A 25,066-nucleotide genomic window follows, 5' to 3' on the forward strand; every position below is an offset into this window, starting at 1 on the left:
AAGAGTGGCCTTGAACTGCAAGTCTAATCATCTAGATGTTAAATGGTCTACTAGCCAAAAGATGCCCAGATAACCGTTGCGACTAAAATTGGGCACACGAACTTCACATACATTGGCCAAACCTTACCAAACCAACCAAGTTGAAAATCAGGACAACCTTGTTCAAGTTCTTTCACTTTTGAAGCTCGGCTCCATACCCAACCACCAAACACACAGAACATCAGTGCAGCGACTGGTTGAAGGTACTGAGTCGCAATCATCGCAACCATGCCAAACATAGCGGCAAAGTTGTAAACAATCACCACACTGAACAATGCGATAGCACCACCAATTACCCAACTTGTTGGCGTTCGTCTGGTCTTAAAACGCTCACTAACAAGAGCGACAGGGGCTTCCAACATTGAAATCGATGAAGTAAGTGCTGCAATCGTTAGCAATAAGAAGAACACAATTGCGAAGACCTGGCCCAGCATACCTAGGCTATCAAACATCAAAGGCAGAACCGTAAATACTAGGGTATCAGAGCTCAGTAATGAGCCATCTTCAGCATAGATTTGAACACCTTTTTGCATCGCAACAAACATCGCAGGCATCACGACTAAACCCGCAATAAAAGCAACCGCGGTATCAACTAAGGTAACGTTCATTGCCATTTTTGGCAGGTTCTCTTTCTTACTTAAGTAAGAGCCATAAACCAACATCGAGCAACCGCCAATAGTGAGCGAGAAGAAGCCCTGTCCCATTGCCGCCAGAATCAGTTTTCTATCCCACACTTTCTCAAAGTCTGGAACAAGGTAATGTTTTAGGCCTTCCATCGCGCCAGATTGCGTCATGATGTAAACAAACAATAAGCCAAATAACACAAATAGCGCAGGCATTAAACGGGTCGACCATTTCTCGATCCCCTGCTTAACACCGCCCTGAACAATCAAGATAGTCAGTACATAGAATGCGACGGTACCAAAAACATTGCGCTCAACACTGAAGCCTTTAAACCAATCAGCAGCAGCCTCTAGACCAATCAGGTCAGCGACAGCACCTATTAGGAAGCAGATCAACCAACCACCGACAATGCTATAAAACGCTAGCACTGCACTTGGAACACTCAACCCAATCCAACCAACAAATTCACCGACTTTCTTGCCTAACGGGTTTGTAGTCAAAGAACGCATGCTATCGACAGGATTTGCTTGGCCATGTCGACCAATAGCCATCTCAACCACCAGCATCGGGAAAGCAACCACGAAAATCATAATTAGGTAAACAAGCAGAAAAGCACCACCGCCGTTACTGGCGACTTGGGTTGGGAAACCCCAAATATTACCTAAGCCAACAGCAGCACCCGCCGCTGCTAAAATAAAACCCAAACGAGAGCTAAAGTGCTCTCTTGAAGAGGAAGATTGTTGGTCCATATTGCCCGCATCAAAAATCAGTGAACTAGTTTAGAAGTACAGTAATCAAAAGCAATGATAGGCACAACTAATAAATGAGCAATCTTCTAGTTTTTACAACAAATACGCTATTTAGAACCATTAAATTAACAAATAACTGGTCTTATCGTTTACCTAAAAGCAGTAAAGCAAGGTTCAGGACTAGAGAAACAATGGATTGAATTGAGATGATTACTCGTCGTATTGTTCAATTTATACGAACAAAAAGAGCACCAAATGGTGCTCTTGTGACTTATAGTTAGATTCAGATTAGATCGTGAAGACTTGATAGTCTTTTAGGTTCGGAATGATTTCATGCAGCTGTTGCTCTTGTTCTGCCATCTCATCTAGAGAATCACAGAACTCATTCGCTTCCTCTTGCACTTGTTGAGAGTGTTCTTTCATGCGCTCTTCAACTTTAAGCTTTAATGCAGCCATGCTGTCAGCCAATTCAGTTAGGTTTAAGCCACCATCTTGTTTCATTTTTTCTGACATCGCATTAAAAGCGCTAGAGATAAATTCTTGGTTAAAGATCTCCTTAGCCTTCTCGAAATCTTCAGACCAACCATTGGCCATCGAATCAAAACTGTCTGCTGGTAACACTAACTCGCCATCTTTGTAGTAACGAGCTTCCAGTTCAGCAAAGTAGGTTTTCATTGACTCTTTTACATTATCAAATGATTCCGGTGAATCTAGGCTAGCAGCAATGTCATCAATAACATCATTCGCTAACGCTAAACCATCGTTAGCCATTTGTTTCGCTCGTGGTAAGTACTCACTCATTTTTTCGCGGTATTTCTCAATCGCCGCTTGTTGGTCGGCATCAAGCTCAACCTTCTCACCATGGATATATAAGTCGTTGTTACCATCAAAAACGGCAGTATCACCATTCACTTGGTGGATTTCGACTTTCTGGTCATCGATTCGCAATTCATTTTTCAAATCAACTCGACACTGAGCAGCAAAAGTTGGCAGGCTCACAACAGAGATTACCGCTGTTAACGATGCGATTAATACACTGTTCTTCATAAACATTTTGTTTTTCATAAATACATTGTTTTTCATAACATCCTCTCATCAATCTGACAGATTACTATACCCTTGGTATATGCTTCTTTGTCAGAGAAACGTTTTATATATATCCGTTACTCAGTTAGTCGATAGATATTACTTCATAGCAAAACTGTTTATCTGCGACCTTAAACTCAATCTCATCACCGACTTCTTTCCCCATTAGAGCCTGACCAAAAGGTGCATTTTCCGTCACGATAGCAACTTCATTGTTATTCCACGTAACAGAAAGCCCACCGACTCTCGGCCCCATAAAAAAATGTTTATATTGATCATGCTCGTCAATGACCACAACATAGCTGCTCACTGTAATCCTCTCACTATCACGCAGCACTAAGTTACGATAACACTGAATGTCATCTTCACACTCTTGCACTCTTACAGCTTGACCGTGAGCAAGATACGAAGCTTCTAGAGCCAGAGTGTCGTACTTATGCTCAGGCACAGTCTCTTCATCGGTCGCAGCATCAATAGCGCGTTGAGTAGCAGATTGTGCGATACGTAATCGGGATTCGAGTTGCTCTATGATTATTTGGCGAAGCTCAGACTTATTCATACTATTGGGGTGCTTTTCTATAGGAGCTACAGAATAGAATTAGGTACAATCAGGTGCAAGACATTTGATTCATCAAGCGACGCAATCATCAATAGGCGCCCGCTTTAACATCAATACGACACTTAATAACTCAGGTAGAACATAAATGATTGAGCAGAAGCTAAAACAAGTATTCGGATTCGACTCACTGCGTAATGGGCAAAAGCAAGTCATTGATAATGTTCTATCTGGTCACTCGACTGCCGCTATATTCCCAACAGGCTCAGGCAAGTCGCTTTGCTACCAATTGCCAGCACTAGAGTTGCCGCACTTAACCTTAGTGATATCACCATTGTTAGCCTTAATGAAAGACCAGCTCAGCTTCTTACACAGTAAGGGAATAAGCGCGGCTGCAATCGAATCAAGCCAAGACAGACAAACCACACAACAGGTGATGCAATCCGTGCGTAACGGCGATACTAAAATCCTAATGATCTCTGTTGAGCGCTTGAAGAACGAACGCTTTCGTCAGTTTATCTCCCAAGTTCCCATCTCTATGCTCGTAGTTGATGAAGCACACTGTATATCAGAATGGGGACACAACTTCAGACCAGACTACCTGAAGCTTCCCCAATACCAAAAGCAGCTCAATATTCCACAAGTACTGCTACTGACAGCTACTGCGACGACATCGGTTATCCAAGATATGAAGTCGAAGTTTGAAATTGATGAGGAACGCGTTGTGGTTACGGGTTTCTATCGTCAAAACCTCGACCTGTCGATTCAACCTTGCGAACAAACCAGCAAACTAGAAACCTTGTGCAATGTCGTTAACCAAGCTTCTCTAGCTCCGACTATTGTTTATGTCACCCTTCAACAGACAGCAGAGATGGTGGCTCAGCAACTCCGTAATGCTGGCGTTAATGCCGTGGCTTACCATGCCGGTCTTAAGCCTGAAAACAGAGATGCCATTCAGCATCAATTCATGAACGATGACGTGAACTGCATCGTGGCAACCATTGCTTTTGGTATGGGTGTCGATAAGTCCAACATTCGCCGAGTGATTCACTTTGACTTACCGAAATCGATCGAAAACTACTCGCAAGAGATAGGCAGAGCCGGCAGAGATGGTCAGCCTTCAGAATGTATTCTTCTCGCCAACAAATATGGTCTAAGTACACTAGAGAACTTCGTTTTTGGTGATACGCCAGACAACATATCAATTCAAACGGTCTTAAAAGAAATATACGAAAACCAAAACATTGCGGCTTCTGGCGCAAACCAATGGGAAATCATGCTCAACCAATTATCGCGTGAGTCCAACATTCGTCAGTTACCACTTAAAACGCTACTGGTGTATCTCGAAATTGAAGGCGTGATTGAGCCTAAATACAGCTACTTTGCTGACTACAAATTTAAATTCATACGTACTAAGCAGCAGATCACCGAACAATTCCAAGGCGAACGTCGTCATTTTGTGGAAGCGATTTTCCAATGTTCTCCTCAAGCAAGAGTATGGTGCCAAGTCGACTTCGACGCACTGTGGACACACTTCCAGACTGATCGTCAGCGTGTGATTGCGGCAATCGATTACTTCAATGAACAAGGTTGGATTGAGTTGGAAAGTAAGCAGATCACAGATGTGTATGCGATCCACAACACCACTGAAGACATGATGCAGTTATCGGAACGTCTAACTGAATTGTTTAAGGAAAAAGAGAACAGTGAGATAAACCGCCTTAACCAAATGCTGAGCTTCTTTGAGGCTGATACCTGCCTAAGCTCTCGCCTTGCGAGTTACTTCGCCGATGATAAAGCGCCAGCCAAGTGTGGTCACTGCTCAGTATGTCGCGGTCAAGTAGCAATATTACCAACCGTTGATGTTGAGCCTATTGATGATGAAACGGTAATGACATGGACCCATGAGTTCATTTCCGCAAGCCAACAATTGATCACCGACGAAGCCATTACTCGTTTTCTATGCGGAATCGCAACTCCACTTTCAACTAAGCTTAAAGCCAGCAAAATGGTTGGATACGGAAAGCTAGAGCAACAACCATTCAGTGATACCTTAGCGCGAGTTAAACAACTTCCTAGATAAGGCATATCACGTATTGATATAGAAGCTGGCTAGGCTGTGGAGTCTAGTCGGTATTCAAACTCTAGCACTTCCAGCAACACCTCTAAACCTAAACTCTCAGCGCCTTTCCCTAAAAGAAACTCAACTGACGCATTTGGTCTTTGGGTTGTAGCATTACGCTTAAACCAAGCAGGCGAATTTCTCGCCCTTGCTGCCTTTTGAGTATCTCACTCAACAGTTCTTTAAAGTGCTCTCGATCGAGAGAGGCGTGTATGTGCTCGATAGTGGTTTGCTGGAAGTCGGCAAACTTGAGCTTAATGCCCTGCTTGATGATAGCTTTACTTGGGCTAGCTTTCTCTAGACGTGCTTCAAGCTCAGGAAAAAGCTTGTCTTCTATTACTTGCCAACATTCTGCGTAAGTAGAAATATTCTGAGTAAAAGTTCGCTCTACGCCTACTGATTTTCGTTCACGCTCAATAATAACTTCTCTGTCATCAATACCATGGCTGCGCTTCCAGAGTGATGCGCCTTGACGGCCAAACCTGAGCAATAGATCTCGATAGTCAGATTCCTTAATGTCCTTACAAGTAAAGAAGCCAGCTTGATGGAGCTTTTCAATACTGACCTTGCCAACGCCTGGGATTTTTTCGAGTGGCAATTCATCTATCACTGATTGTACGTCTTGTGGAGGTATTACAAACTGACCATTGGGCTTATTCAGATCCGAGGCCACCTTCGCCAAAAATTTAATCGGCGCAATACCAGCAGAAGCGGTCAGGTTAAGTTCATTCCAGATATCGCGACGAATTGATTCGGCAATCAGTGTTGCCGAGCCACGACACAGCGTCGAATCCGTGACATCAAGAAAAGCTTCATCTAAAGACAGAGGTTCAATGATGGATGTATATCGAGAAAAAATCTCGCGAATCTTTTTCGATATCTCGACGTAGACCGACATCCTACCAGGAACAACCAACAGATTGGGACAAAGCTGCAGCGCCTTTCCCGTCGGCATTGCAGAACGAATACCAAACTTGCGAGCTTCGTAATTACAGGTACTCAAAACGCCACGCTGCTTTTCATGCCCCCCGACTGCAAGTGGTCGATTTCGGTAAGCAGGATTATCTCTCATTTCAACAGCTGCGTAAAAACAGTCCATATCAACGTGGATTATCTTTCTTACTTTCTCTTCACCCGCACTACACATCTAGGAATAACCCAATCTTACAACTGTACTTATAAACAGTATAATCAATTATTCTCAGATTTAAAATGATCTGGAGCCCAGCTAAATAGCTTTAACTTCATTAGCCACTTACTATTCTGATAGTATTGTTAGAGAGTATTTAACCTATAAGTAGGGATAACTTTTGAGTGATAAAATACTAGTAGTCGAAGATAGTCGTGCATTCAGAAACTACCTGTACCAGCAATTGAAAAATGATGGCTATGAGGTTGCGCTGGCTGAATCAGTGGCTGAAGCTGAAGCTATCTTAGAACAAGATACGGATTTCTTGTGCGCGGTGCTCGATTACTGCTTACCCGATGGTCAAGATGGCGAGATCATTGATTTGGTACTCGGCTATCAACAAAAAATTATAGTCCTAACCGGCATGTTCAACAACACACTTCGAGAACAAGTACTCGCGAAGGGTGTGATTGATTACATCCTCAAAGACAGCATGTCATCAGTCAGTTATTTGCTTCCTTTGGTTAATCGAATCTCAAATAACCGATATCATAAAGCCTTGGTTGTTGATGATTCTGCGGTTGTTCGTCGATATGTAGTGCAACTTCTTGAGCACCAATATATTCAAACGATTCAAGCGGAAGATGGCGAACAAGCACTAGAGCTTCTCCAAAACGACCCCGACATCACTTTCGTCGTTACCGATCATGACATGCCAAACAAAGATGGCATTTCGATGACCCGTGACATTCGAGTACACCATGATCGTAATCAACTCGCTATTCTTGGGCTATCTGGCAGTGACGACCGAACCATGACAGCTCGTTTCCTTAAGGCTGGTGCCAACGACTTCCTTTACAAGCCATTTAACCAAGAAGAGTTTTTCTGCCGTATTCATCAGCTACTCGATATGAAAGAGGCCACCAATGAACTATTTCGTCATGCAAATGAAGATGCTCTGACCGGGCTTTGGAACCGTCGTTATCTATTCAATCAAACATGTAAAGGCTGCGAACATCGCAGCATCGCCATGATGGATATAGACTTCTTTAAAAAGGTGAATGATACCTACGGTCATGATGGTGGCGATGCGGTACTCATTGAAGTCGGAAAGATCATCAAAAATCATTTTAAAGATGATGTCGCCGTTCGTTTCGGCGGTGAAGAGTTCTGCATTCAATCATGCCGACCATTTGAAGAATTTGTCGACACGCTAGAGTCAATGAGGATTGCGATACAAAACCAAGAAGTTATTCATGACTCACAACGGATTAAAGTCAGCATGAGTATCGGGTTAAGCGACTTAGTTGGCAGTTTGGATGAGCAAATAAAAGCCGCGGACGAACTACTTTATACTGCAAAAGAACAAGGTAGGAACCAACTGGTCTTTGCGCGCAATAACATGCAAATCGACCACTAGAAATTCGTTTTTGTTTCCGTTTTTAGCATTCCAAAATAGACAGTTCACTCAAACAAAAAAAGCTCAAGACGATAATCTTGAGCTTCTTATTCTAAGGGCATAGACAACTCTATTCCCCTATGACTGTCACCAATTAAGCGATACGGTCTTTACTCCAAGCCGCTTCTTTTTGTTGACGTTCTGCCAGTTTCTCTTCACGGTATGCTTCACGTGCTTCACGTTTTTTACGCGCATCACAAGGTTCAGGGCAGTTACATACTTTATCAATACCAACAGCACCTAAGCCACCACAGCTACCTTTCACAACTTTCTTTTGGATAATATAGCCAATTGACATCGCTGCGATTACTGCAAGAAAAACACCAAATGTAATCAGAAATGTATTCATAATTATCTCGCTTACCTTATTTACCTAAGTATGGCTTAAATGCTTCTGAAGCAATTTCTTTAAAGCCATCAGCTGTTTTTACCACCATGAACACTGGGATGTTATGTTGGTTTGCGACTTCCAGTCCTTTTTCTTCACCTAAGACCATAAGGCCAGTAGATAAACCGTCTGCAGTCATTGAAGACGGGTTTAAAACAGTCACTGAAACCACTTTGTGATGAAGCGGCTTACCTGTTTCTGGGTTGATGATGTGTGAATAACGAACACCATCACGCTCAAAATAGTTTCGGTAGTCGCCAGACGTTGCGATCGCCATATCACCAGGCTCGATGATCTCTTGAATGTTGCGCTCGTCAACACTTGGCTTCTCGATGGCGATACGCCAACCCACACTTTCACGGTTTAAGCCCTTCAAACGGATTTCACCGCCCACTTCTACCATGTAGTTATGAATGCCAATTGAATCGAGGTAGTCAGCAACGACATCCACGCCCCAACCTTTTGCGATAGTCGAAAGGTCAACATACAAGTTAGGCAAATCTTTGCTTAGCTTATTACCTTCAACGCTTAAGTGGTGAATACCAATCTTAGCCTTACGAGCCGCAAGCTCTTCGTCTGATGGAACCACTTCAGGACGTGCTTCTGGACCAAAACCCCACAAGTTAACTAATGGACCAACCGTCACATCCAACGCACCTTCAGTAAGACCGTTCAAACGAATCGCTTCTTTCACAACGATAGCGGTTTGTTCAGATACTTCGAATGCGTCCGCACCTTTGTGTTGGTTGAAACGGCTCAGCTCTGAATCTTCACGGTAAGTCGACATTTGATCATTAACTTCTTCAAGTAGACGATCGATCTCGGTATGAACTTCTTTAGACTCAGGAAATTCATCGCCATTGATGTACTTAATGTTATAACTGGTCCCCATTGTCGGACCACTTAAATGCACTTGCTCTCTTGCCTGCTCACAGCCCGCAAGAAAAATCAAAGAAGTTAATGCAACAAGCCAAATTCTCACTTGCTTACTCCTGTCTAATGTTGAGGATTTATATAAGGAAAAATAAGAGTGAAAAATAGGTATTTTAAATGCCTTACTCTTTCTTATATAAGCCAGTTTGTTGTCACGAGTAGTCTTAGAAAAACAAATGGCTGACTCGTAAGAGTCAGCCATAATATCAATCACTTAAATGGATTAACCACCGAAGTCATCTAGTAGGATGTTTTCATCTTCTACACCAAGATCTTTCAGCATGCCGATCACAGCCGCGTTCATCATTGGTGGACCACACATGTAGTACTCACAGTCTTCAGGAGCTTCGTGATCCTTCAGGTAGTTTTCGTACAATACGTTGTGGATGAAACCAGTGTAACCGTCCCAGTTGTCCTCAGGTTGAGGATCAGACAGAGCACAATGCCACACGAAGTTTTCGTTTGCAGCCGCTAGGCCGTCGAAGTCTTCAATGTAGAACATCTCACGCTTAGAACGTGCACCGTACCAGTAAGACATCTTACGAGTAGAGTTAAGACGCTTAAGTTGGTCGAAGATATGTGAACGCATTGGCGCCATACCTGCACCACCACCGATGAATACCATTTCATTGTCTGTGTCTTTAGCAAAGAACTCACCAAATGGACCAGAAATAGTACATTTGTCGCCTTCTTTAAGAGACCAGATATATGAAGACATCACACCAGGAGCTACGTCAGGGTTGTTTGGCGGCGGAGTTGCGATACGCACGTTAAGCTTGATGATGCCTTTCTCTTCTGGGTATGAAGCCATAGAGTAAGCACGGATCGAATGCTCTTTAACGATAGACTCGTAACGGAACAAGTTGAACTTATCCCAGTCACCACGGTATTCCTCAGGAATATCGTAATCTGCGTATTTCACGTGATGTGGTTCAGCTTCAATCTGAATGTAACCACCCGCGCGGAACGGAACTTCTTCACCTTCAGGGATAGCTAGAGCCAATTCTTTGATGAAAGTAGCTTCGTTATCGTTAGAGATAACAGTACATTCCCACTTCTTCACACCAAAGATATCTTCGTCTAGTTCAATCTCCATGTCAGTTTTCATAGCAACTTGACATGCTAGACGTTCGCCTTCGCGAGCTTCACCTTTTGTGATGTGATCAAGTTCAGTTGGAAGGATGTCGCCACCACCAGACTTAACTTTTACCCGACACTGACCACAAGAGCCACCGCCACCACAAGCAGAAGATACGAAGATACCAGCGCCAGCTAGGGCACCAAGTAGCTTGCTACCAGGCTGAGTAACGATCGCCTTTTCAGGGTCGCCGTTTACAGCAATAGTGATGTCACCTGATGGTACTAGCTTAGACTTAGCGAAAAGAATCACTAGTACTAGAGCCAATACAATAATGGTAAACATCGCTACGCCAAGAATAATGCTTTGCATTTGTTATTCCTTATTACTGGGTGCTTACCCTACAGTTGAACACCAGAGAAAGACATAAAGCCTAACGCCATCAGACCAACAGTAATGAACGTGATACCAAGGCCACGAAGACCTGGAGGTACGTCAGAGTACTTCATCTTCTCACGGATACCCGCAAGAGCAACGATAGCTAACATCCAACCCACACCAGAACCGAAGCCGTAAACAACAGATTCAGCAAAGTTGTAGTCGCGAGTTACCATGAAAGATACACCACCAAAGATTGCACAGTTAACTGTGATCAGTGGAAGGAAGATACCTAGTGCGTTATACAAAGGTGGGAAGAAACGGTCTAAAACCATCTCTAGGATTTGTACAAGTGCCGCGATAACACCGATGAATGCGATGAAGTTAAGGAAACTTAAATCGACACCTTCAACAAGCGCGTTTTCTTTCAGGATGTGTGTGTAAACAAGGTTGTTTACAGGAACAGCGATTGTAAGTACTACAACTACCGCAACACCAAGACCAAAAGAAGTTTTAACTTTCTTAGAAACCGCTAGGAATGTACACATACCTAGGAAGAAAGAAAGCGCCATGTTTTCGATGAAAATCGATTTAACTAGCAGACTAATATAATGTTCCATGACTACCTTACCCCTTCGCTTCTACTTGTTCTGGTTTGAACACACGAATTGCCCAAATCAAGAAACCAATTAGGAAGAATGCTGAAGGTGCTAGAAGCATCAAGCCGTTTGGCTGATACCAACCACCGTTGCTCACTAGAGGTAGTACTTCCATATCAAATAGTTTGCCAGAGCCAAGAAGCTCACGGAAGAAACCAACAGTGATCAATACGAAACCGTAACCAAGACCGTTACCAAGGCCATCGATGAAAGATGGGATTGGTGCAGACTTCATTGCGAATGCTTCAGCACGGCCCATTACAATACAGTTAGTAATGATTAGGCCAACGAATACAGATAGCTGCTTAGAGATATCGTATAGGTATGCTTTAAGCACTTGGTCTACCACGATTACTAATGATGCGATAATTGCCATCTGAACGATGATACGCACACTGTTCGGAATGTGGTTACGGATCAAAGAAACGAAGAAGTTAGACAGAGCAGTAACGAACATTACCGCGATAGTCATAACAAACGCTGTTTCTAGTTTAGTGGTTACCGCAAGAGCAGAACACACACCAAGAACCTGTAGCGCGATTGGGTTGTTGTCCAACACCGGCGCTAAGATGCTCTTTTTAATTTCTTTTGCACTAGACATTAGTTCAGACCTCCGTCACGAACTTTTGCTAGGAACGGACCAAAGCCCATATCACCTAACCAGAAGTCAAATGTATGTTGAACACCAACACTTGTTAGTGTTGCACCAGAAAGGCCATCTACACCGTGCTCAGAACCTTGAGGAGCGCCACCTTTAACAACCTGAATAGCAGGTTTGTGGTTTTCGTCGAATAATTTCTTACCAACGAATTGAGCGCGCCAAGATGGGTTCTCAACTTCACCACCAAGTCCAGGAGTTTCACCTTGCTCGTAGTAAGTGATACCAGAAACCGTGTTGCCATCAGTTTCTACCGCAACGAATGCGTACATCATTGACCATAGGCCGTTACCGTGAACAGGGATGATAACTTTAGAAGTTTCAGCGCCATCTTTCACTAGGTATACAGTACCCGTGTTAGCACGACGAATGATCTTAGCGATGTCATCTTCAGCTGAAAGCTTGATTGACTGAGCTGGATCTTTTGCCGCTTTACGTTGGTCGTATGCAGCAGCGTCGCCGTCAACGAAATCGCCAGTAGCGAAATCAACTAGACGAGGTTCGATGTTCTCTGCGTAGAGTGCTGGGATATCACCTGCAAGCTCAATACCCGCAACTTCAAGGATCTTAGTTTGCTGATCCAGAACTGCGTTAGCTTGCTGCTTAGGTTTAAGAACAACTGCAGCTGTTGAAACGATGATTGAGCACACTAGGCTCAATGCGATAACAACAAACAGCGTCTTTTTAATGCTATCGTTATTACTTGCCATAGCGCGCTAGTCTCCGCTTAATGTTCTTCTCGATTACAACGTGGTCAAACAGAGGAGCAAATAGGTTTGCGAATAGAATCGCAAGCATCATGCCTTCTGGGTATGCAGGGTTAACTACACGAATCATTACACACATTGCGCCGATTAGGATGCCGTACCACCACTTACCTTTATTGGTAAATGAAGCTGATACTGGGTCAGTCGCCATGAAGAACATACCGAATGCGAAGCCACCTAGAACTAGGTGCCAATGCCAAGGCATGCTGAACATTGCGTTAGTATCAGAACCGATCACGTTGAACAGTGTAGACACAGCAATCATACCGATCATTACACCAGCAATGATGCGCCATGAAGCGATACGCATGTAAACGATCATCGCTGCACCAATCATAAGTGCTAGAGTTGATACTTCACCGATAGAACCTGGGATGTTACCAATGAATGCGTCCATCCAAGTGATTGCTTCACCTGATGTCACGTTCATTAGTGCGCTACCGCCGCCTTGAGCCCATTGGCTAAGAGCAGTTGCACCAGAGAAACCATCTGCAGCAGTCCAAACTACGTCACCTGAAATCTGTGCAGGGTATGCAAAGAATAGGAACGCACGGCCAGCAAGTGCAGGGTTCAGGAAGTTACGACCCGTACCACCGAAGATCTCTTTCGCTACTACAACACCGAAGGTAATACCTAGTGCTGCTTGCCATAGAGGAAGCGTTGGCGGAACGATAAGCGCAAATAAGATAGAAGTAACAAAGAAACCTTCGTTTACTTCGTGCTTACGCACCATACAGAACAGAACTTCCCAGAAACCACCAACGATGAATACCGTTGCGTAGATAGGTAGGAAGTATGTAGCACCAAGTAGCATCTTGCTGCCAACACCTGCATCGGGCCCTAAGGAGGCTCCAAGCATTTCGGTTAGCCAGTAGTGCCAGTTACCACTGATAACAGATGCTAGTTCAGCGCCTGCGTACATATGGTTAAGTGCAGCGATAGCTTGGCCACCCGCGTTGTACATACCCCAGAACATTGCTGGGAATACCGCGAACCAAACCATGATCATGATACGTTTTAAATCAACGCTATCACGAACGTGTGAGCTTTTCTTTGTGATAAGACCTGGCGTGTAAAACACTGTCGCTGCTGCTTCGTAAAGCGCAAACCACTTCTCGTGTTTACCACCTGGCTCAAAATGATGCTCGATGTCTTCAAGAAACTTTTTAAGGCCCATGAAAATTACCCTTCCTTCTCAATCGTATCTAGGCATTCACGAAGTAGTTGACCGTACTCGTACTTACCTGGACATACAAAGGTACACAATGCTACATCTTCTTCGTCTAGTTCTAGCGCACCAAGTGCTTGAGCACTATCAATGTCGCCTGCACATAGATCACGAAGCAGCAATGTAGGTTCCATATCTAGAGGCATTACGCGCTCGTAGTTACCAATTGGAACCATTGAGCGGTCACTACCGTTTGTCGTCGTTGTCATGTTGAACAACTGACCTTTAAACAGGTGACCAAGGAATGAACGAGTAACAGAGAACTTGTTCTTACCAGGCATAGCCCAGCCGAATAGCTCTTTATCACGACCTTCACGTAGAACAGAAACTTGCTGATGGTAACGACCAAGGAAAGCATGTGGACCTGTTGCTTCAGTACCCGTAAGTACAGAACCAGAAATCACACGAACTTCGCCTGGCATTAACTCGCTGTCTGTCAACTCTTCAAGGCTAGCACCAATTTGAGTACGAACTAGACGTGGGTTATTCACCACTGGACCAGCCAGAGAAACAACACGCTCAGAGTAAATCTCACCAGTAAGGAAAAGCTTACCGAATGCGATAACATCTTGGTAGTTAATGCTCCACGCTACATTTTGTGCATTTACCGGATATAGGTAATGCACATGCGTGCCTGCAAGACCTGCAGGGTGTGGGCCATCAAAAACATGTTCTTCAACGTTAGACTGAGCTGAACGAGGTAAGCTAGTACCTTTTTTACAAACGTACACTTTACCGTTAGTCAGAGTTGAAAGAAGATCTAAACCAGCAACGAAAGCATCAGACTGCTCGTTAATGATTAATTCTGGCTCAGCTGCTAGCGGATTAGTATCCATAGCAGTAACGAAAATAGCCTGAGTTTCAGAATCAACTGCTGGAACCTTGCTGAACGGACGAGTTCGCAAAGCGGTCCATGCGCCAGACTCAACTAACTGAGTTTTAACCGTTTCACGGTCAAGACTTACTAGTTGGTTAGCTTCATAGCTATTGAACGTGATTTGCTCATTGCCTGCTACTTCAATCACTACTGATTGAAGAACACGCTTAGCACCACGGTTCACTTCAATAACTTTACCGCTTGCTGGAGAAGTAAATACAACACCTGGGTTCTTTTTATCTGCAAAAAGAACTTGGCCTTTCTTCACTTCATCACCAACGCGAGCATGCATCGTAGGACGCATACCAACGTACTCTTCGCCAAGCAAGGCGACTTTAGTGATGGACTTACCATCATTAATCACCTGGGATGGAGTTCCTGCGATAGGAAGATCCAAACCCTTCTTTATTGTAATCATACGCACTTGCACTACTTTATCGGGAAAAAGATTCTTTTAATTGCGTAAATTCGGGACGTTTTAAAATCGCCCTTAGACACGACATTACAGTGTCCGGTTTTGGTAAATTAGAGATACCAAAATCGCAACATTACATTAATAAACTCATCACAAAGATTATGTGAGATTTATCAGGTGCCGTATTCTAGCATTTTTTGACAACTTGATGCCATGACCAATAACTTGAATACGGCCTTAATTTGGTGAGATTTGAAGCATATGGACTCTCAAATATGTATAAATTTGACGAGCCGCACAGATAAAATGGCTTTTGAATCGTGTTTTAAACAAGAGATTAATACTCTGTCACAAACTAATATTTTACGAGTTATGTTGAAACACTGTTAATAAAAACATTACTCATTGTGGGTATTTAAAGACGCCTAATTTGACATCAATTTGAGTGATATAAACCCTAAAAACACATCAGCCTGGCGATAAAAAAGGCAGCATCGCCACCTCTTCTATCAGTTAGTTTTATTACTTACCACCGCCCATACACATAGGGCTGTCTGGCACGTTATCGAGTTGCTTCATCCATTCATCTTTTGTATAAGTGTGAATAGATAGTGCGTGAATATTATTCGCTAGCTCTTCTGAAAGTGCTTTATTTACCGCTCGATGACGACCAATAAGGCGCAAGCCTTCAAACGCATCGCTGACAACAATCACTTTAAAATGACTCTCAGAACCAGCCGGAACATTGTGCATGTAGCTCTCATTGACCACGTTTAAATGACTTGGTGAAAACTCATTGTGCAATTTTGTTTCGATAACTTCTTGGATCATTATGATTCCTTAATAACGTATTGGCATTATCTGTGGGGGAAGTATAAACCCTAACTGGTCGACTGTCTGAGTATTTCATAACGAACGACTTAGGTTTGGTTGAGTTTTTTCTATCTTGTTCAGGCTGCATTTGAGACAATATCTTTGTTATTTCTTACATAAGTATCTCAAGCTATGAAAACCGAACTTACTCTTCTCGATAGAACTTTGACCTTACATCGTTTCCCCAACCGTTCAAATGAAACCCTTCAAGCTTGGGATGCGGGCGACGAATACATTATTAGTCACGTTGAAGAGATGAATCTTGAACCTGGCAAACACATCCTGATCATGAACGATAGCTTTGGTGCCCTGTCGGCATGGTTCTCTAAAGATCATGATGTCACCATGATGAGCGACTCGTTTATCTCTCATCGCGGTGCGCTAAAAAACTTGCAGCGCAATCAAAGTAACCGTGTGAACTTCCTGAATACGATGGATGATATCCCACACGGTATCGACCTTGTGATCATGCAACTACCGAAAACAAACCGTCATCTAGTATGGCAATTGAGCCAACTACGCCAAGCGTTGCCAGAAGGCTGCCAAGTCATCAGTGTAAACAAAGTAAAAGACATCCACACATCTACACTTAATATTTTCGAAAAATACCTAGGTGAAACCAAAACTTCTCTAGCGAAGAAGAAACATCGCTTGGTTTTCTCTTCACCAAATTGTCAGCCGCTTCAAACGGTCGAACCTTTTGTTGAATGGGATGTCGACGGTGAAGATATTCGCCTGAAAAATTTACCGAACGTTTACTCAGGCGAGGCACTCGATCAAGGCGCTCGCTATATGCTAGAGCACATCCCTCAAGATCCTGAACTGCGTCATATCATCGACCTAGGTTGTGGCAACGGTGTATTGAGTGTAAAAGCTGGGCAATTAAACCCACAAGCACGTATCACCTGTGTTGATGAAAGCTTTATGGCAGTGGAATCAGCGCGCCAAAATATTAAGGATAACCTTGGCGAAGAAGGTAATTTCCAGTTCATCGCCAATAACTGTTTAGATGGTTTTAAGAAAAACAGCACTTACTTAGTTATGTGTAACCCTCCGTTCCACCAACAACAAGCGATTACAGATCACATTGCATGGCAAATGTTCTGTGATGCAAAGCATGTTCTTAGCAACGGAGGCAAATTAATTGTTATTGGTAACCGACACCTCGGATACGATGTCAAACTAGCAAGACTATTTGGTGAAGCAAACGTTGAAACGCTTGAACTGAACCAGAAATTTGAGATATTACAAGCAACAAGAGAACCTGCGAATTTTAATAAATAAGCAGAAATGACGTCACAAGAATTTAAGATACCGAGCTCCTGGTGTGAATTTAGAAAGGATAAAGGAATGAAAAAACTGATTTTGGCTGCTTCTATTTTAGCTTTGACAGCATGTTCAGCCCCTCAGCAAGAACAGATCAACGTAATGCCAGAAGCTTCACTAAGCTCAAGCAACCTTGTACAAGGCAAAACATACACACTAACCAGTAAAGATGTTCGTGCCGCTCAATATGTTGCATTGGTTGATAGTGGCCGTTCAAACATTCAGCCAATTCACGCTAAGCAAAACATGCGTATTTCTCTAGAAAACGCTATTGCTCAACAATTGGAGTCTCAAGGTTTTCGTGCAAGCGTAAACAGTGAAAACTCAATTGTTTTAGAGATTCAAGAAGCGCTTGTTACCGTCAAGCACACCATCATGGAAAACCAAATGGATGGTAAAGTAACACTTGAAGTAACCGCTGAAACGCCTGAAGGCAAGCTAGTTAAGACATTCAATGGTACAGCAACTCGCACAGGTGCATTAAGTGCATCAAATGACGATATCGCAATGGTACTAAACGATGTTATCGACTTAGTTCTTAAAGAGATTGCCAATGACCAAGAGCTGCAAACTTACATGAAGGAACGTTTCTAATGGGGCGCATTCTATCTTCTATCGCATTGATGCTGGTGAGCGTGAGCGTTTGGGCTGGTCCTAAAGTGAACGTAGAAACAACATTAGGCGGCTTCACTATCGAGCTAAACCAAGAGCAAGCACCGGTTAGTGTTGATAACTTTCTGAAATATGTTGCTGACGGTAGCTACGAAGGCACTCAGTTTCACCGTGTGATCCCGGGCTTTATGGCTCAGGGTGGTGGCTTCGATCAAGATATGAAGCAATTAGCAACTTATGCGCCTATCAAAAATGAAGGCAGTAATGGCCTGAAGAATGATACTGCAACGATCGCAATGGCTCGCACCAATGCACCAGATTCTGCAACTCGCCAGTTCTTCATTAACTTTGCAGACAACGATTTCTTAAACGCGAAAGGCGGTAATCCTGGTTACGCTGTGTTTGGTAAAGTAACCGATGGTTTTGACGTTGTTCAGAAGATGGCAACAATTCCAACCAAGCGAATGGGCCGCATGTCAGACATTCCTGTCGACCCAATCGTCATCACTAAAGTGACCCTTCTTAAGTAATCCAATGTAACGCCCTTATTCTTAAGGGCGTTTTCTATACAAGGACGCCCCATGTCATCAGGCACCCCCTCTCTTTCTTGGATGCAAACTTTCCGCAGCTACTTAGACAAACGTCTACTTTGGGTGTTTATGCTCGGTTGTTCGAGTGGCTTCCCATGGGTTCTGATTGGATCCAACATGTCTGGTTGGCTAAAAGATGCCGGTTTAACTCGTGCTGCGATCGGTTATTTCGGCAGTGTGTTTGCTGTCTATGCTATTAACTTTTTATGGGCACCGTTGGTAGACCGAGTCAAACTGCCAGTTTTACACGCGATATTAGGCCAACGACGCAGTTGGATATTCTTGTGCCAAAGCTTGGTATTGATCTGTACCCTGTTCATTGCTGGAGTAAACCCAGCCAATGACTTGATGTTCACCTCTATGCTTGCTCTCGGAATAGCTATCGCCTCAGCAACTCAAGATGTCGCAATAGATGCCTTCCGTATTGATTCATTTCCAAAATCGGAAGCATCAAAGTTGCCACAAGCATCCGCAATGGCCGTGATGGGATGGTGGACTGGCTATTCTCTTCCAGGTTATCTTGCTTTTATCAATGCTGACTCAATCGGTTGGAATGGTGTGTATTACGGTATGGCTGGTGTGGTTGTCGTGTTAATGCTGTTTACTCTTTTTGTCGGAGAACCCAATACACAACGTGAAGCATTGCAAGAGCAAGCACAACAACGTCACAACAGAGTTGTCGGTTCAAAAGTCGTCGCTTGGTTCAGCGTTACAGTGCTAGAACCGTTTTATGATTTCTTCAAACGAAACGGAGTTCAAGTTGCCATCACCCTTCTACTGTTTGTGTTCCTATTTAAGATAGGTGAAGCCTTCTTGGGTAGAATGTCTATCACCTTCTATAAAGAGATAGGCTTTAGCAATGAACAGATTGGCCACTACTCTAAGTTAATCGGTTGGGGCGCGACGATATTCTTCACCTTGCTAGGCAGTATCTTCAATGTGAAATTCGGTATTGTACGCGGGCTAATGATTGGTGGCATCGCAATGGCAGCCAGCAACCTAATGTTTGCGTGGATCGCTCAGGCAGGCCCTAGTGAAACTCTGTTCTTGGCAACTATCATTGTCGACAACTTCACAACCGCCTTTTCGACGGTAGCATTTGTCTCTTTCTTAACCTTACTGACTGGTCAAGCTTTCTCAGCAACGCAATATGCCTTATTAGCATCCTTAGGCAATTTCGGTAGAACAACACTGGCTTCATTCAGTGGCGAGCTCGTCGATTACCTCAATGATTGGTCAACCTTCTTTATACTGACGTCATTAATGGTGATTCCGAGTTTGATCATGCTCTATTCGCTACGCCACTTTTTCACTAATTTATTAGAAAAAGCGAAAAACAACCACGAATAAAAGAAAAAGAAAGCAAAAGAGAAGAGGGGAGCATTGAGCTACCCTCTTCTCTTTTCTATTTTCTATTTTCTATTTTCTATTTTCTATTTGCAGACGCTTAACGGATTAATCTGTAGTTTCACTTACTATTAAGTTAAATCCCGTTCCCATCGAATCATCAATCGCCACTACTTGATACACAACACCGTTAACTAAGGTCGCAGGCGCGGAGTCAATAGCAACAGTAGATGGATCGCCAGCCACCGTAATCGTCACATAGTAAGTTCCCGCAGCTACATAAATACCATTCGCGAAATCTTTGAATTTCACATTACTCAACGCAGGCGTACTTCCAGAAATTCCCACGTTCTCGGTTAAATAAATATCAACCGAAGCTGCAATTGGATTAGCTGCAGCATGAGTAATGTTCAATACTGCACTGGTTGCAACAGAGCGTCGATTTTCTGGAACAACTAGCGCTTCCAAATTGAGAGGACTTACCGTCCCCACGGCATAGATGCTGTAATCCATTCCGGCAAACACCGCTAAACCGTCAACATCAATGAATGTTGGAGAGGTGGTTGCTGTTTCATAAATATCGATATCGTAACTGCCTGCTGCCAAATCTAAGAAGCCACGAACTTCTTTAAACATTAGAGCATCAAGAGGAGCAAACTTAGCCGAGTTTACAAACACATCCACAGAGGGTGCACCATCAACTAAATGCCCTACTCTCACTTCTGCAGATTCTGCCATGTCGTAAATTATAGATGAACTTTTGCCATCCATTACCATCAGCTTCACCGGAGACGTACTGGTTGAATCCGCTCTTGGAACTGCCGCAATAGTTAACTCGCTACCGCCAGACAGAGTGATTTCTCCAGAGTCAAAAGCAATAGCACTTCCACTCACGGTTTCTAATCTCACACGATATTGACCAGCAGGAATATTGAGCACATCGGTAAATCCTTTGTATCCCAAAGTTCCAATCGGTGCGCCTAGAGGATCATTCGGTGCTGTAACGTATAGATTCACATCACCAACTCCAGTTGCCGCGTGAACAACTTGCACATCCAAACTCGAACTCGTCGCCGTGCCTGCTGCAGGTCGTGTCACAACGAGAGCCTCAACTGGGTTGTTGGAACCGTCAGCATCACCGACCACCATCACCGTGTAATCTAAATCACCGCTTAAATCGAACTGGCTTGGCGGAATCACTGTCGCCACACCATCTCCAGGGAGTTGAACATCGACCTGTAGAGTTGTCTGGCCTTGATTGACCGAGGTATATCCAGATGCCTGAGCATAATCAACCCCAGTCCAACGAGCCTGACTATTAATTAGCACATTAGCTAGTGGAGCATCTGGCGATGCGTGAACAGCTTGCAGCTGGGTTGTTGGTTGATCGTCATCATTACACCCTACAATGAATAGGGCTGACAACGCTACAGCGAGTATAGGTGAATATTTCATTGGTCTTCTCTCCAAAAAGTTCGACCAGTTCGTCACACAGAAGATAAGCTCACGAGCAGATCTTTAAATGTTGCCTCAAAATTGGTGCAATAAACGGTCTCAATATTGTCAGCGATGAAAAAACAACCAGAGTTAAAAGTCAGGTTAATCATCACATGAATTGTTCATCAATTGATTCAAACTTCAGTACGGAGTTGCTTGGAAATGGATCAAAGGCAGGATCGAAACGTTCGCTGAGTGAGGTGTTTTTTACGAGAAAACGCTTAGAAAGAAATACTGTTGATTTTGATATGCATGTCACACTTTTTGGTATAATCGTTTGCTTAGAGCGGTATTTCACCAATTTATACACAAAATAATCGAATTTCACAAAATCAATAGAAGTGGGGATTCATCAAGATGCATAGCAACATTAAAGTTCCATCATTTAGATCGTTAGTGTGATCACGCTCACCATAATAATCATAGTTTTCACTCTGTCTCACTTTTATTTGAGAACAAAATCGCTATTATGCTCGGCATTCGGACATATAAACACGCACGGATTAGCGGGTTACTTATTTCAAACATAGAGAGTTCCATTATGCGTAAATCACTTTTAACTCTTGGCCTACTTGCAGCAGCTTCTGCTCCAGTAATGGCGGCTGATTATTCTGACGGCGATACTCACAAGAATGATTACAACTGGATGCAGTTTAATATCATGCACACTATCGATGAGAAGCCTCAGGACAAAGATCATACTTATCTTGAAATGGAGTTTGGTGGACGCTCTGGTATCTTCGATCTTTACGGTTACATTGATGTATTCAACCTAACTAACGATAGCGGCAGCGATAAAGCAAAAGACGATCAACTGTTTGTTAAATTTGCGCCTCGTATGTCTATCGATGGCCTAACTGGTAAAGACCTTTCTTTTGGTCCAGTACAAGAACTATACGTTGCAAACTACACAACTATCGATGGCAAAGCTGACGGTGGTTACGCAACTAAAACAGGTATCGGTTCAGACGTAATGGTACCTTGGTTTGGTAAAATGCAATTCAATCTTTACGCTACGTACGATCTAAATACGAAAGATTGGAACGGTTACCAATTTTCTACAAACTGGTTTAAGCCATTCGTAAACTTCGATAACGGTTCATTCATTGCTTACCAAGGTTACATCGATTACGAGTTTGGTCGTGATAGTTCATACAACCAGTCGAGCAACGGCGGAGCTATGTTCAATGGTATTTACTGGCACAATGACCAATTTGCTGTAGGTTACGGTCTTAAATTATACCAAGATGTATACGGTCTAAGAGATGGTGCTCAAATTGATAGTGCTAACCCACAATACGGCCAGTTCTCTACTTCAGGCGTAGGTCACTACTTCGCAGTAACTTACAAGTTCTAATCGAACTTCTAAGAAAGTTTCCAAAATGGCACCCTCGGGTGCCATTTTTTATTGCTTTCATTTAATGCCTCGCTATCCTTGCAGCACCACTTTCTTATCTCGGTATTGCTGTGAACATCACTATTGTTGGGCCTGGGGCTATCGGCTCTTTGTGGGCGATAAAACTACTTCAAGCGGGTCATAATGTGGCTTTGTGGAGTCGTTCCGCAGATAACTCAATTGACTTATCGCTTGATGAACAAACTTCACTTTCCTTCAGTAACAACAATATTGAGAAGCTACCAGAAAGTGATCTAGTGATCTTCACGGTCAAAGCTTGGCAAGTAGAAGAAGCAACCACCCCACTGCTTCAATATCTCGACCCTGACACTATTCTCATGTTCATGCACAACGGTATGGGAGCGGTCGATAACATTGCTAATCAAATTGACGCTCACCCAGTAGTATTGGCGACCACGACTCAAGCAGCATTCAAACCCAATAGCAACAATGTATCCCACACCGGAATCGGCCAAACTCAATTGGGTGCTTTTAACCTCAAGGGGCAACAGTGCACTTTTTTAGTTGATGTGTTGGAACATGCCTTCCCTGCCGTGAGTTGGAATCCAGAAATAACAACGGCGCTGTGGGCTAAACTCGCCATAAATTGTGCAATCAACCCACTGACTGGGCTGGAACAAATCAAAAATGGAGAGCTTGCTGACCAAAGGTTTAACGATATTTTGAGTTCTATAGTTAAAGAACTCACGCAAGTGATGCTGGCGGAAGGCATTACTTGTTCATTCGACGAATTAGAAACAAGCGTCAACAAGGTTATTCAAGCGACAGCAAAGAACAATTCATCAATGAAGCAAGATATGTTTTACCAACGAAAGACAGAGATCGACTTCATTACCGGACACTTGATAAAAACAGCACTTAAGCATCAGATAGAGGTTCCTGTTAACCAAAAGCTGTTTACGCAGGTTAAAGAACGAGAAAATCGCTGGAATCATCAAGATTAGTCAGCAACGATTAACAAGTCGCGATAAAATAACGATACCGCTCAGCATAACGCTAGCAACAATTTCCAAGATTTTAGGTAAGAATAGATGCTTGATATCAATCACATCCGAGAGCAGTTTCCTGCGCTATCACAAACCATCAATCAACAACCGTTGATTTATTTAGACAGCGCAGCAACGACACAAAAACCTCAGGTGGTTATTGATGCCATTAGCCAATACTACTCCAAACAAAATGCCAATGTTCACCGTGGCAGTCACAGCTTAACCGCGAACGCGACCAGTCAATTTGAAGCCGCAAGAGATAAGGTCGCTCAGTTTATTGGCGCGGCTTCTTCAAAAGAGATCATTTGGACTCGCGGTGCAACCGAAGCACTCAACCTGATAGCTCAAACGCACGCAAGAAGTACGCTTCAAGCTGGTGATGAGATTTTGGTTAGCGAAATGGAGCATCACGCCAACATCGTACCTTGGCAAATTGTGGCAGAACAAACCGGAGCGAAAGTCGTAAAAGTACCGATGACGTCAGATTGTGAATTTGATCTTGCTGCCTTTGACGCTCTATTAAATGATCGAACCAAGATTGTTGCTCTGGCTCAGATAACTAATGTGACTGGTTCTCGTCAGCCCATCGAAGAAGTGATCGAGAAAGCACACAAGATGAATGCGATTGTTGTGGTCGATGGAGCGCAAGGTATTGTTCATGAGCCCGTTGATGTTGCTGCTTTAGGGGCTGATTTCTACGTGTTCTCTGGGCATAAGCTCTATGCTCCAGCTGGTATTGGGGTGCTTTATGGCAAGCTTGAATTGCTCGAAGCGATGCCACCTTGGCATGGTGGTGGCAAGATGGTTGAGCGCGTGTCTTTCTCTGGCACTACATTTTCTGAACTGCCGGGGAAGTTTGAAGCGGGCACGCCAAATGTAGCAGGAGCGATAGCATTAAGTACCGCAATAGAATGGTTAAGTGATTTTGCTCAACGAGATGTCGAAAATCATATCCACCAGCTGCAGCACGAGACTTATCTTGCACTCAGTAAACTGGATGATATTCAGGTATTGGGTTATCAACCCAACGCAAGTGTGATTACTTTTGTGATGGATGGCGTTCACCACCAAGATATTGCAACCCTGTTGGATCAACAAGGTATCGCAGTACGTGCTGGACATCATTGTGCTCACCCATTAATGGATGCACTTAATGTGAAAGGAACGGTTCGTATTTCATTTGGTATTTATAACAATCTAGATGATGTTGAAAAGCTCGTAGCGGCGATAGAAAAAGCCGTTGATATGCTGTAGCGAGTAGCGAGTAGCG

Annotated in this window: 23 protein-coding genes; 9 read left to right on the forward strand and 14 right to left on the reverse strand. The window is 43.5% G+C overall.

What is annotated here, in order from left to right; all coding sequences use genetic code 11:
• Positions 1–50: 50 nt before the first annotated feature.
• From AB4513_RS12790 to AB4513_RS12800, 3 genes are all read right to left on the reverse strand, one after another.
• Positions 51–1,412, reverse strand: coding sequence for a sodium-dependent transporter (locus tag AB4513_RS12790; protein WP_012603370.1), 1,362 nt, complete (start codon positions 1,410–1,412; stop codon positions 51–53).
• 288 nt (positions 1,413–1,700) lie between these two features.
• On the reverse strand, positions 1,701–2,495 hold the full coding sequence (locus AB4513_RS12795) for a YggN family protein (protein WP_017103953.1): 795 nt from the start codon (positions 2,493–2,495) through the stop codon (positions 1,701–1,703).
• 88 nt (positions 2,496–2,583) lie between these two features.
• Positions 2,584–3,057, reverse strand: a complete 474-nt coding sequence (locus AB4513_RS12800; protein ID WP_017096215.1) for a GreA/GreB family elongation factor — start codon at positions 3,055–3,057, stop codon at positions 2,584–2,586.
• Positions 3,058–3,202: 145 nt separating this feature from the next.
• Here AB4513_RS12800 and AB4513_RS12805 point away from each other — a divergent pair, with 145 nt between their 5' ends.
• Complete coding sequence (locus tag AB4513_RS12805) at positions 3,203–5,137, forward strand: ATP-dependent DNA helicase RecQ (RefSeq protein ID WP_102258204.1); 1,935 nt, start codon at positions 3,203–3,205, stop codon at positions 5,135–5,137.
• 109 nt (positions 5,138–5,246) lie between these two features.
• Here the strand turns inward: AB4513_RS12805 and dinB are convergent, their stop codons facing one another.
• Entirely contained in the window at positions 5,247–6,323 is a 1,077-nt protein-coding gene (gene dinB, locus AB4513_RS12810; RefSeq protein WP_102258205.1) for a DNA polymerase IV, read from the reverse strand.
• A gap of 163 nt (positions 6,324–6,486) precedes the next feature.
• Here dinB and AB4513_RS12815 point away from each other — a divergent pair, with 163 nt between their 5' ends.
• On the forward strand, positions 6,487–7,725 hold the full coding sequence (locus AB4513_RS12815) for a response regulator (RefSeq protein WP_017101906.1): 1,239 nt from the start codon (positions 6,487–6,489) through the stop codon (positions 7,723–7,725).
• Positions 7,726–7,858: 133 nt separating this feature from the next.
• Here the strand turns inward: AB4513_RS12815 and nqrM are convergent, their stop codons facing one another.
• The 9 genes from nqrM to bolA form a co-directional block, all read right to left on the reverse strand.
• On the reverse strand, positions 7,859–8,113 hold the full coding sequence (gene nqrM / locus AB4513_RS12820) for a (Na+)-NQR maturation NqrM (protein WP_009848378.1): 255 nt from the start codon (positions 8,111–8,113) through the stop codon (positions 7,859–7,861).
• 16 nt (positions 8,114–8,129) lie between these two features.
• Complete coding sequence (locus AB4513_RS12825) at positions 8,130–9,134, reverse strand: FAD:protein FMN transferase (RefSeq protein WP_009848377.1); 1,005 nt, start codon at positions 9,132–9,134, stop codon at positions 8,130–8,132.
• Positions 9,135–9,308: 174 nt separating this feature from the next.
• Complete coding sequence (gene nqrF, locus AB4513_RS12830) at positions 9,309–10,535, reverse strand: NADH:ubiquinone reductase (Na(+)-transporting) subunit F (RefSeq protein ID WP_009848376.1); 1,227 nt, start codon at positions 10,533–10,535, stop codon at positions 9,309–9,311.
• 29 nt (positions 10,536–10,564) lie between these two features.
• Positions 10,565–11,161: an NADH:ubiquinone reductase (Na(+)-transporting) subunit E gene (gene nqrE, locus AB4513_RS12835; protein ID WP_009848375.1), complete on the reverse strand. Its 597-nt coding sequence runs from the start codon at positions 11,159–11,161 to the stop codon at positions 10,565–10,567.
• 7 nt (positions 11,162–11,168) lie between these two features.
• Complete coding sequence (locus tag AB4513_RS12840) at positions 11,169–11,801, reverse strand: NADH:ubiquinone reductase (Na(+)-transporting) subunit D (protein WP_009848374.1); 633 nt, start codon at positions 11,799–11,801, stop codon at positions 11,169–11,171.
• Entirely contained in the window at positions 11,801–12,568 is a 768-nt protein-coding gene (locus AB4513_RS12845) for a Na(+)-translocating NADH-quinone reductase subunit C (protein ID WP_009848373.1), read from the reverse strand. The genes AB4513_RS12840 and AB4513_RS12845 overlap by 1 nt, the downstream gene beginning before the upstream one ends.
• Positions 12,558–13,802: an NADH:ubiquinone reductase (Na(+)-transporting) subunit B gene (locus tag AB4513_RS12850; protein WP_009848372.1), complete on the reverse strand. Its 1,245-nt coding sequence runs from the start codon at positions 13,800–13,802 to the stop codon at positions 12,558–12,560. The genes AB4513_RS12845 and AB4513_RS12850 overlap by 11 nt, the downstream gene beginning before the upstream one ends.
• A 5-nt stretch (positions 13,803–13,807) precedes the next feature.
• Positions 13,808–15,148, reverse strand: coding sequence for a Na(+)-translocating NADH-quinone reductase subunit A (locus AB4513_RS12855; protein WP_102258206.1), 1,341 nt, complete (start codon positions 15,146–15,148; stop codon positions 13,808–13,810).
• Between the two features lie 519 nt (positions 15,149–15,667).
• Complete coding sequence (gene bolA, locus AB4513_RS12860) at positions 15,668–15,976, reverse strand: transcriptional regulator BolA (protein WP_009848370.1); 309 nt, start codon at positions 15,974–15,976, stop codon at positions 15,668–15,670.
• A gap of 174 nt (positions 15,977–16,150) precedes the next feature.
• On the opposite strand from bolA, the gene AB4513_RS12865 reads away from it, so the two are divergent.
• From AB4513_RS12865 to AB4513_RS12880, 4 genes are all read left to right on the forward strand, one after another.
• Positions 16,151–17,302, forward strand: coding sequence for a class I SAM-dependent methyltransferase (locus AB4513_RS12865; protein WP_009848369.1), 1,152 nt, complete (start codon positions 16,151–16,153; stop codon positions 17,300–17,302).
• 66 nt (positions 17,303–17,368) lie between these two features.
• Complete coding sequence (locus AB4513_RS12870) at positions 17,369–17,938, forward strand: YajG family lipoprotein (protein WP_009848368.1); 570 nt, start codon at positions 17,369–17,371, stop codon at positions 17,936–17,938.
• The gene (locus AB4513_RS12875; protein WP_009848367.1) at positions 17,938–18,486 is read left to right on the forward strand and encodes a peptidylprolyl isomerase; all 549 of its coding nucleotides are present in this window, start codon (positions 17,938–17,940) and stop codon (positions 18,484–18,486) included. Before AB4513_RS12870 ends, AB4513_RS12875 begins: the two co-directional genes overlap by 1 nt.
• 51 nt (positions 18,487–18,537) lie before the next feature.
• Positions 18,538–19,896, forward strand: coding sequence for an AmpG family muropeptide MFS transporter (locus tag AB4513_RS12880; RefSeq protein WP_009848366.1), 1,359 nt, complete (start codon positions 18,538–18,540; stop codon positions 19,894–19,896).
• A gap of 105 nt (positions 19,897–20,001) precedes the next feature.
• Here the strand turns inward: AB4513_RS12880 and AB4513_RS12885 are convergent, their stop codons facing one another.
• Entirely contained in the window at positions 20,002–21,348 is a 1,347-nt protein-coding gene (locus AB4513_RS12885; protein ID WP_009848365.1) for a DUF4397 domain-containing protein, read from the reverse strand.
• A 511-nt stretch (positions 21,349–21,859) separates the two neighbouring features.
• Between AB4513_RS12885 and AB4513_RS12890 the strand changes: the two genes are divergently transcribed.
• The 3 genes from AB4513_RS12890 to csdA all read left to right on the forward strand — a co-directional run bounded on the left by AB4513_RS12890 (position 21,860) and on the right by csdA (position 25,050).
• Positions 21,860–22,747 (forward strand): outer membrane protein OmpK, encoded by an 888-nt coding sequence (locus tag AB4513_RS12890; RefSeq protein ID WP_012603361.1) that lies wholly within the window; start codon positions 21,860–21,862, stop codon positions 22,745–22,747.
• Between the two features lie 110 nt (positions 22,748–22,857).
• The gene (gene panE / locus AB4513_RS12895; protein WP_009848363.1) at positions 22,858–23,751 is read left to right on the forward strand and encodes a 2-dehydropantoate 2-reductase; all 894 of its coding nucleotides are present in this window, start codon (positions 22,858–22,860) and stop codon (positions 23,749–23,751) included.
• An 87-nt stretch (positions 23,752–23,838) separates the two neighbouring features.
• Positions 23,839–25,050, forward strand: coding sequence for a cysteine desulfurase CsdA (csdA, locus tag AB4513_RS12900; RefSeq protein ID WP_009848362.1), 1,212 nt, complete (start codon positions 23,839–23,841; stop codon positions 25,048–25,050).
• The last annotated feature ends 16 nt before the right edge of the window (positions 25,051–25,066 follow it).

Origin of the sequence: Vibrio sp. 10N.222.54.E6 (genome assembly GCF_041473955.1) — a bacterium.
Taxonomy (GTDB): domain Bacteria; phylum Pseudomonadota; class Gammaproteobacteria; order Enterobacterales; family Vibrionaceae; genus Vibrio; species Vibrio tasmaniensis_A.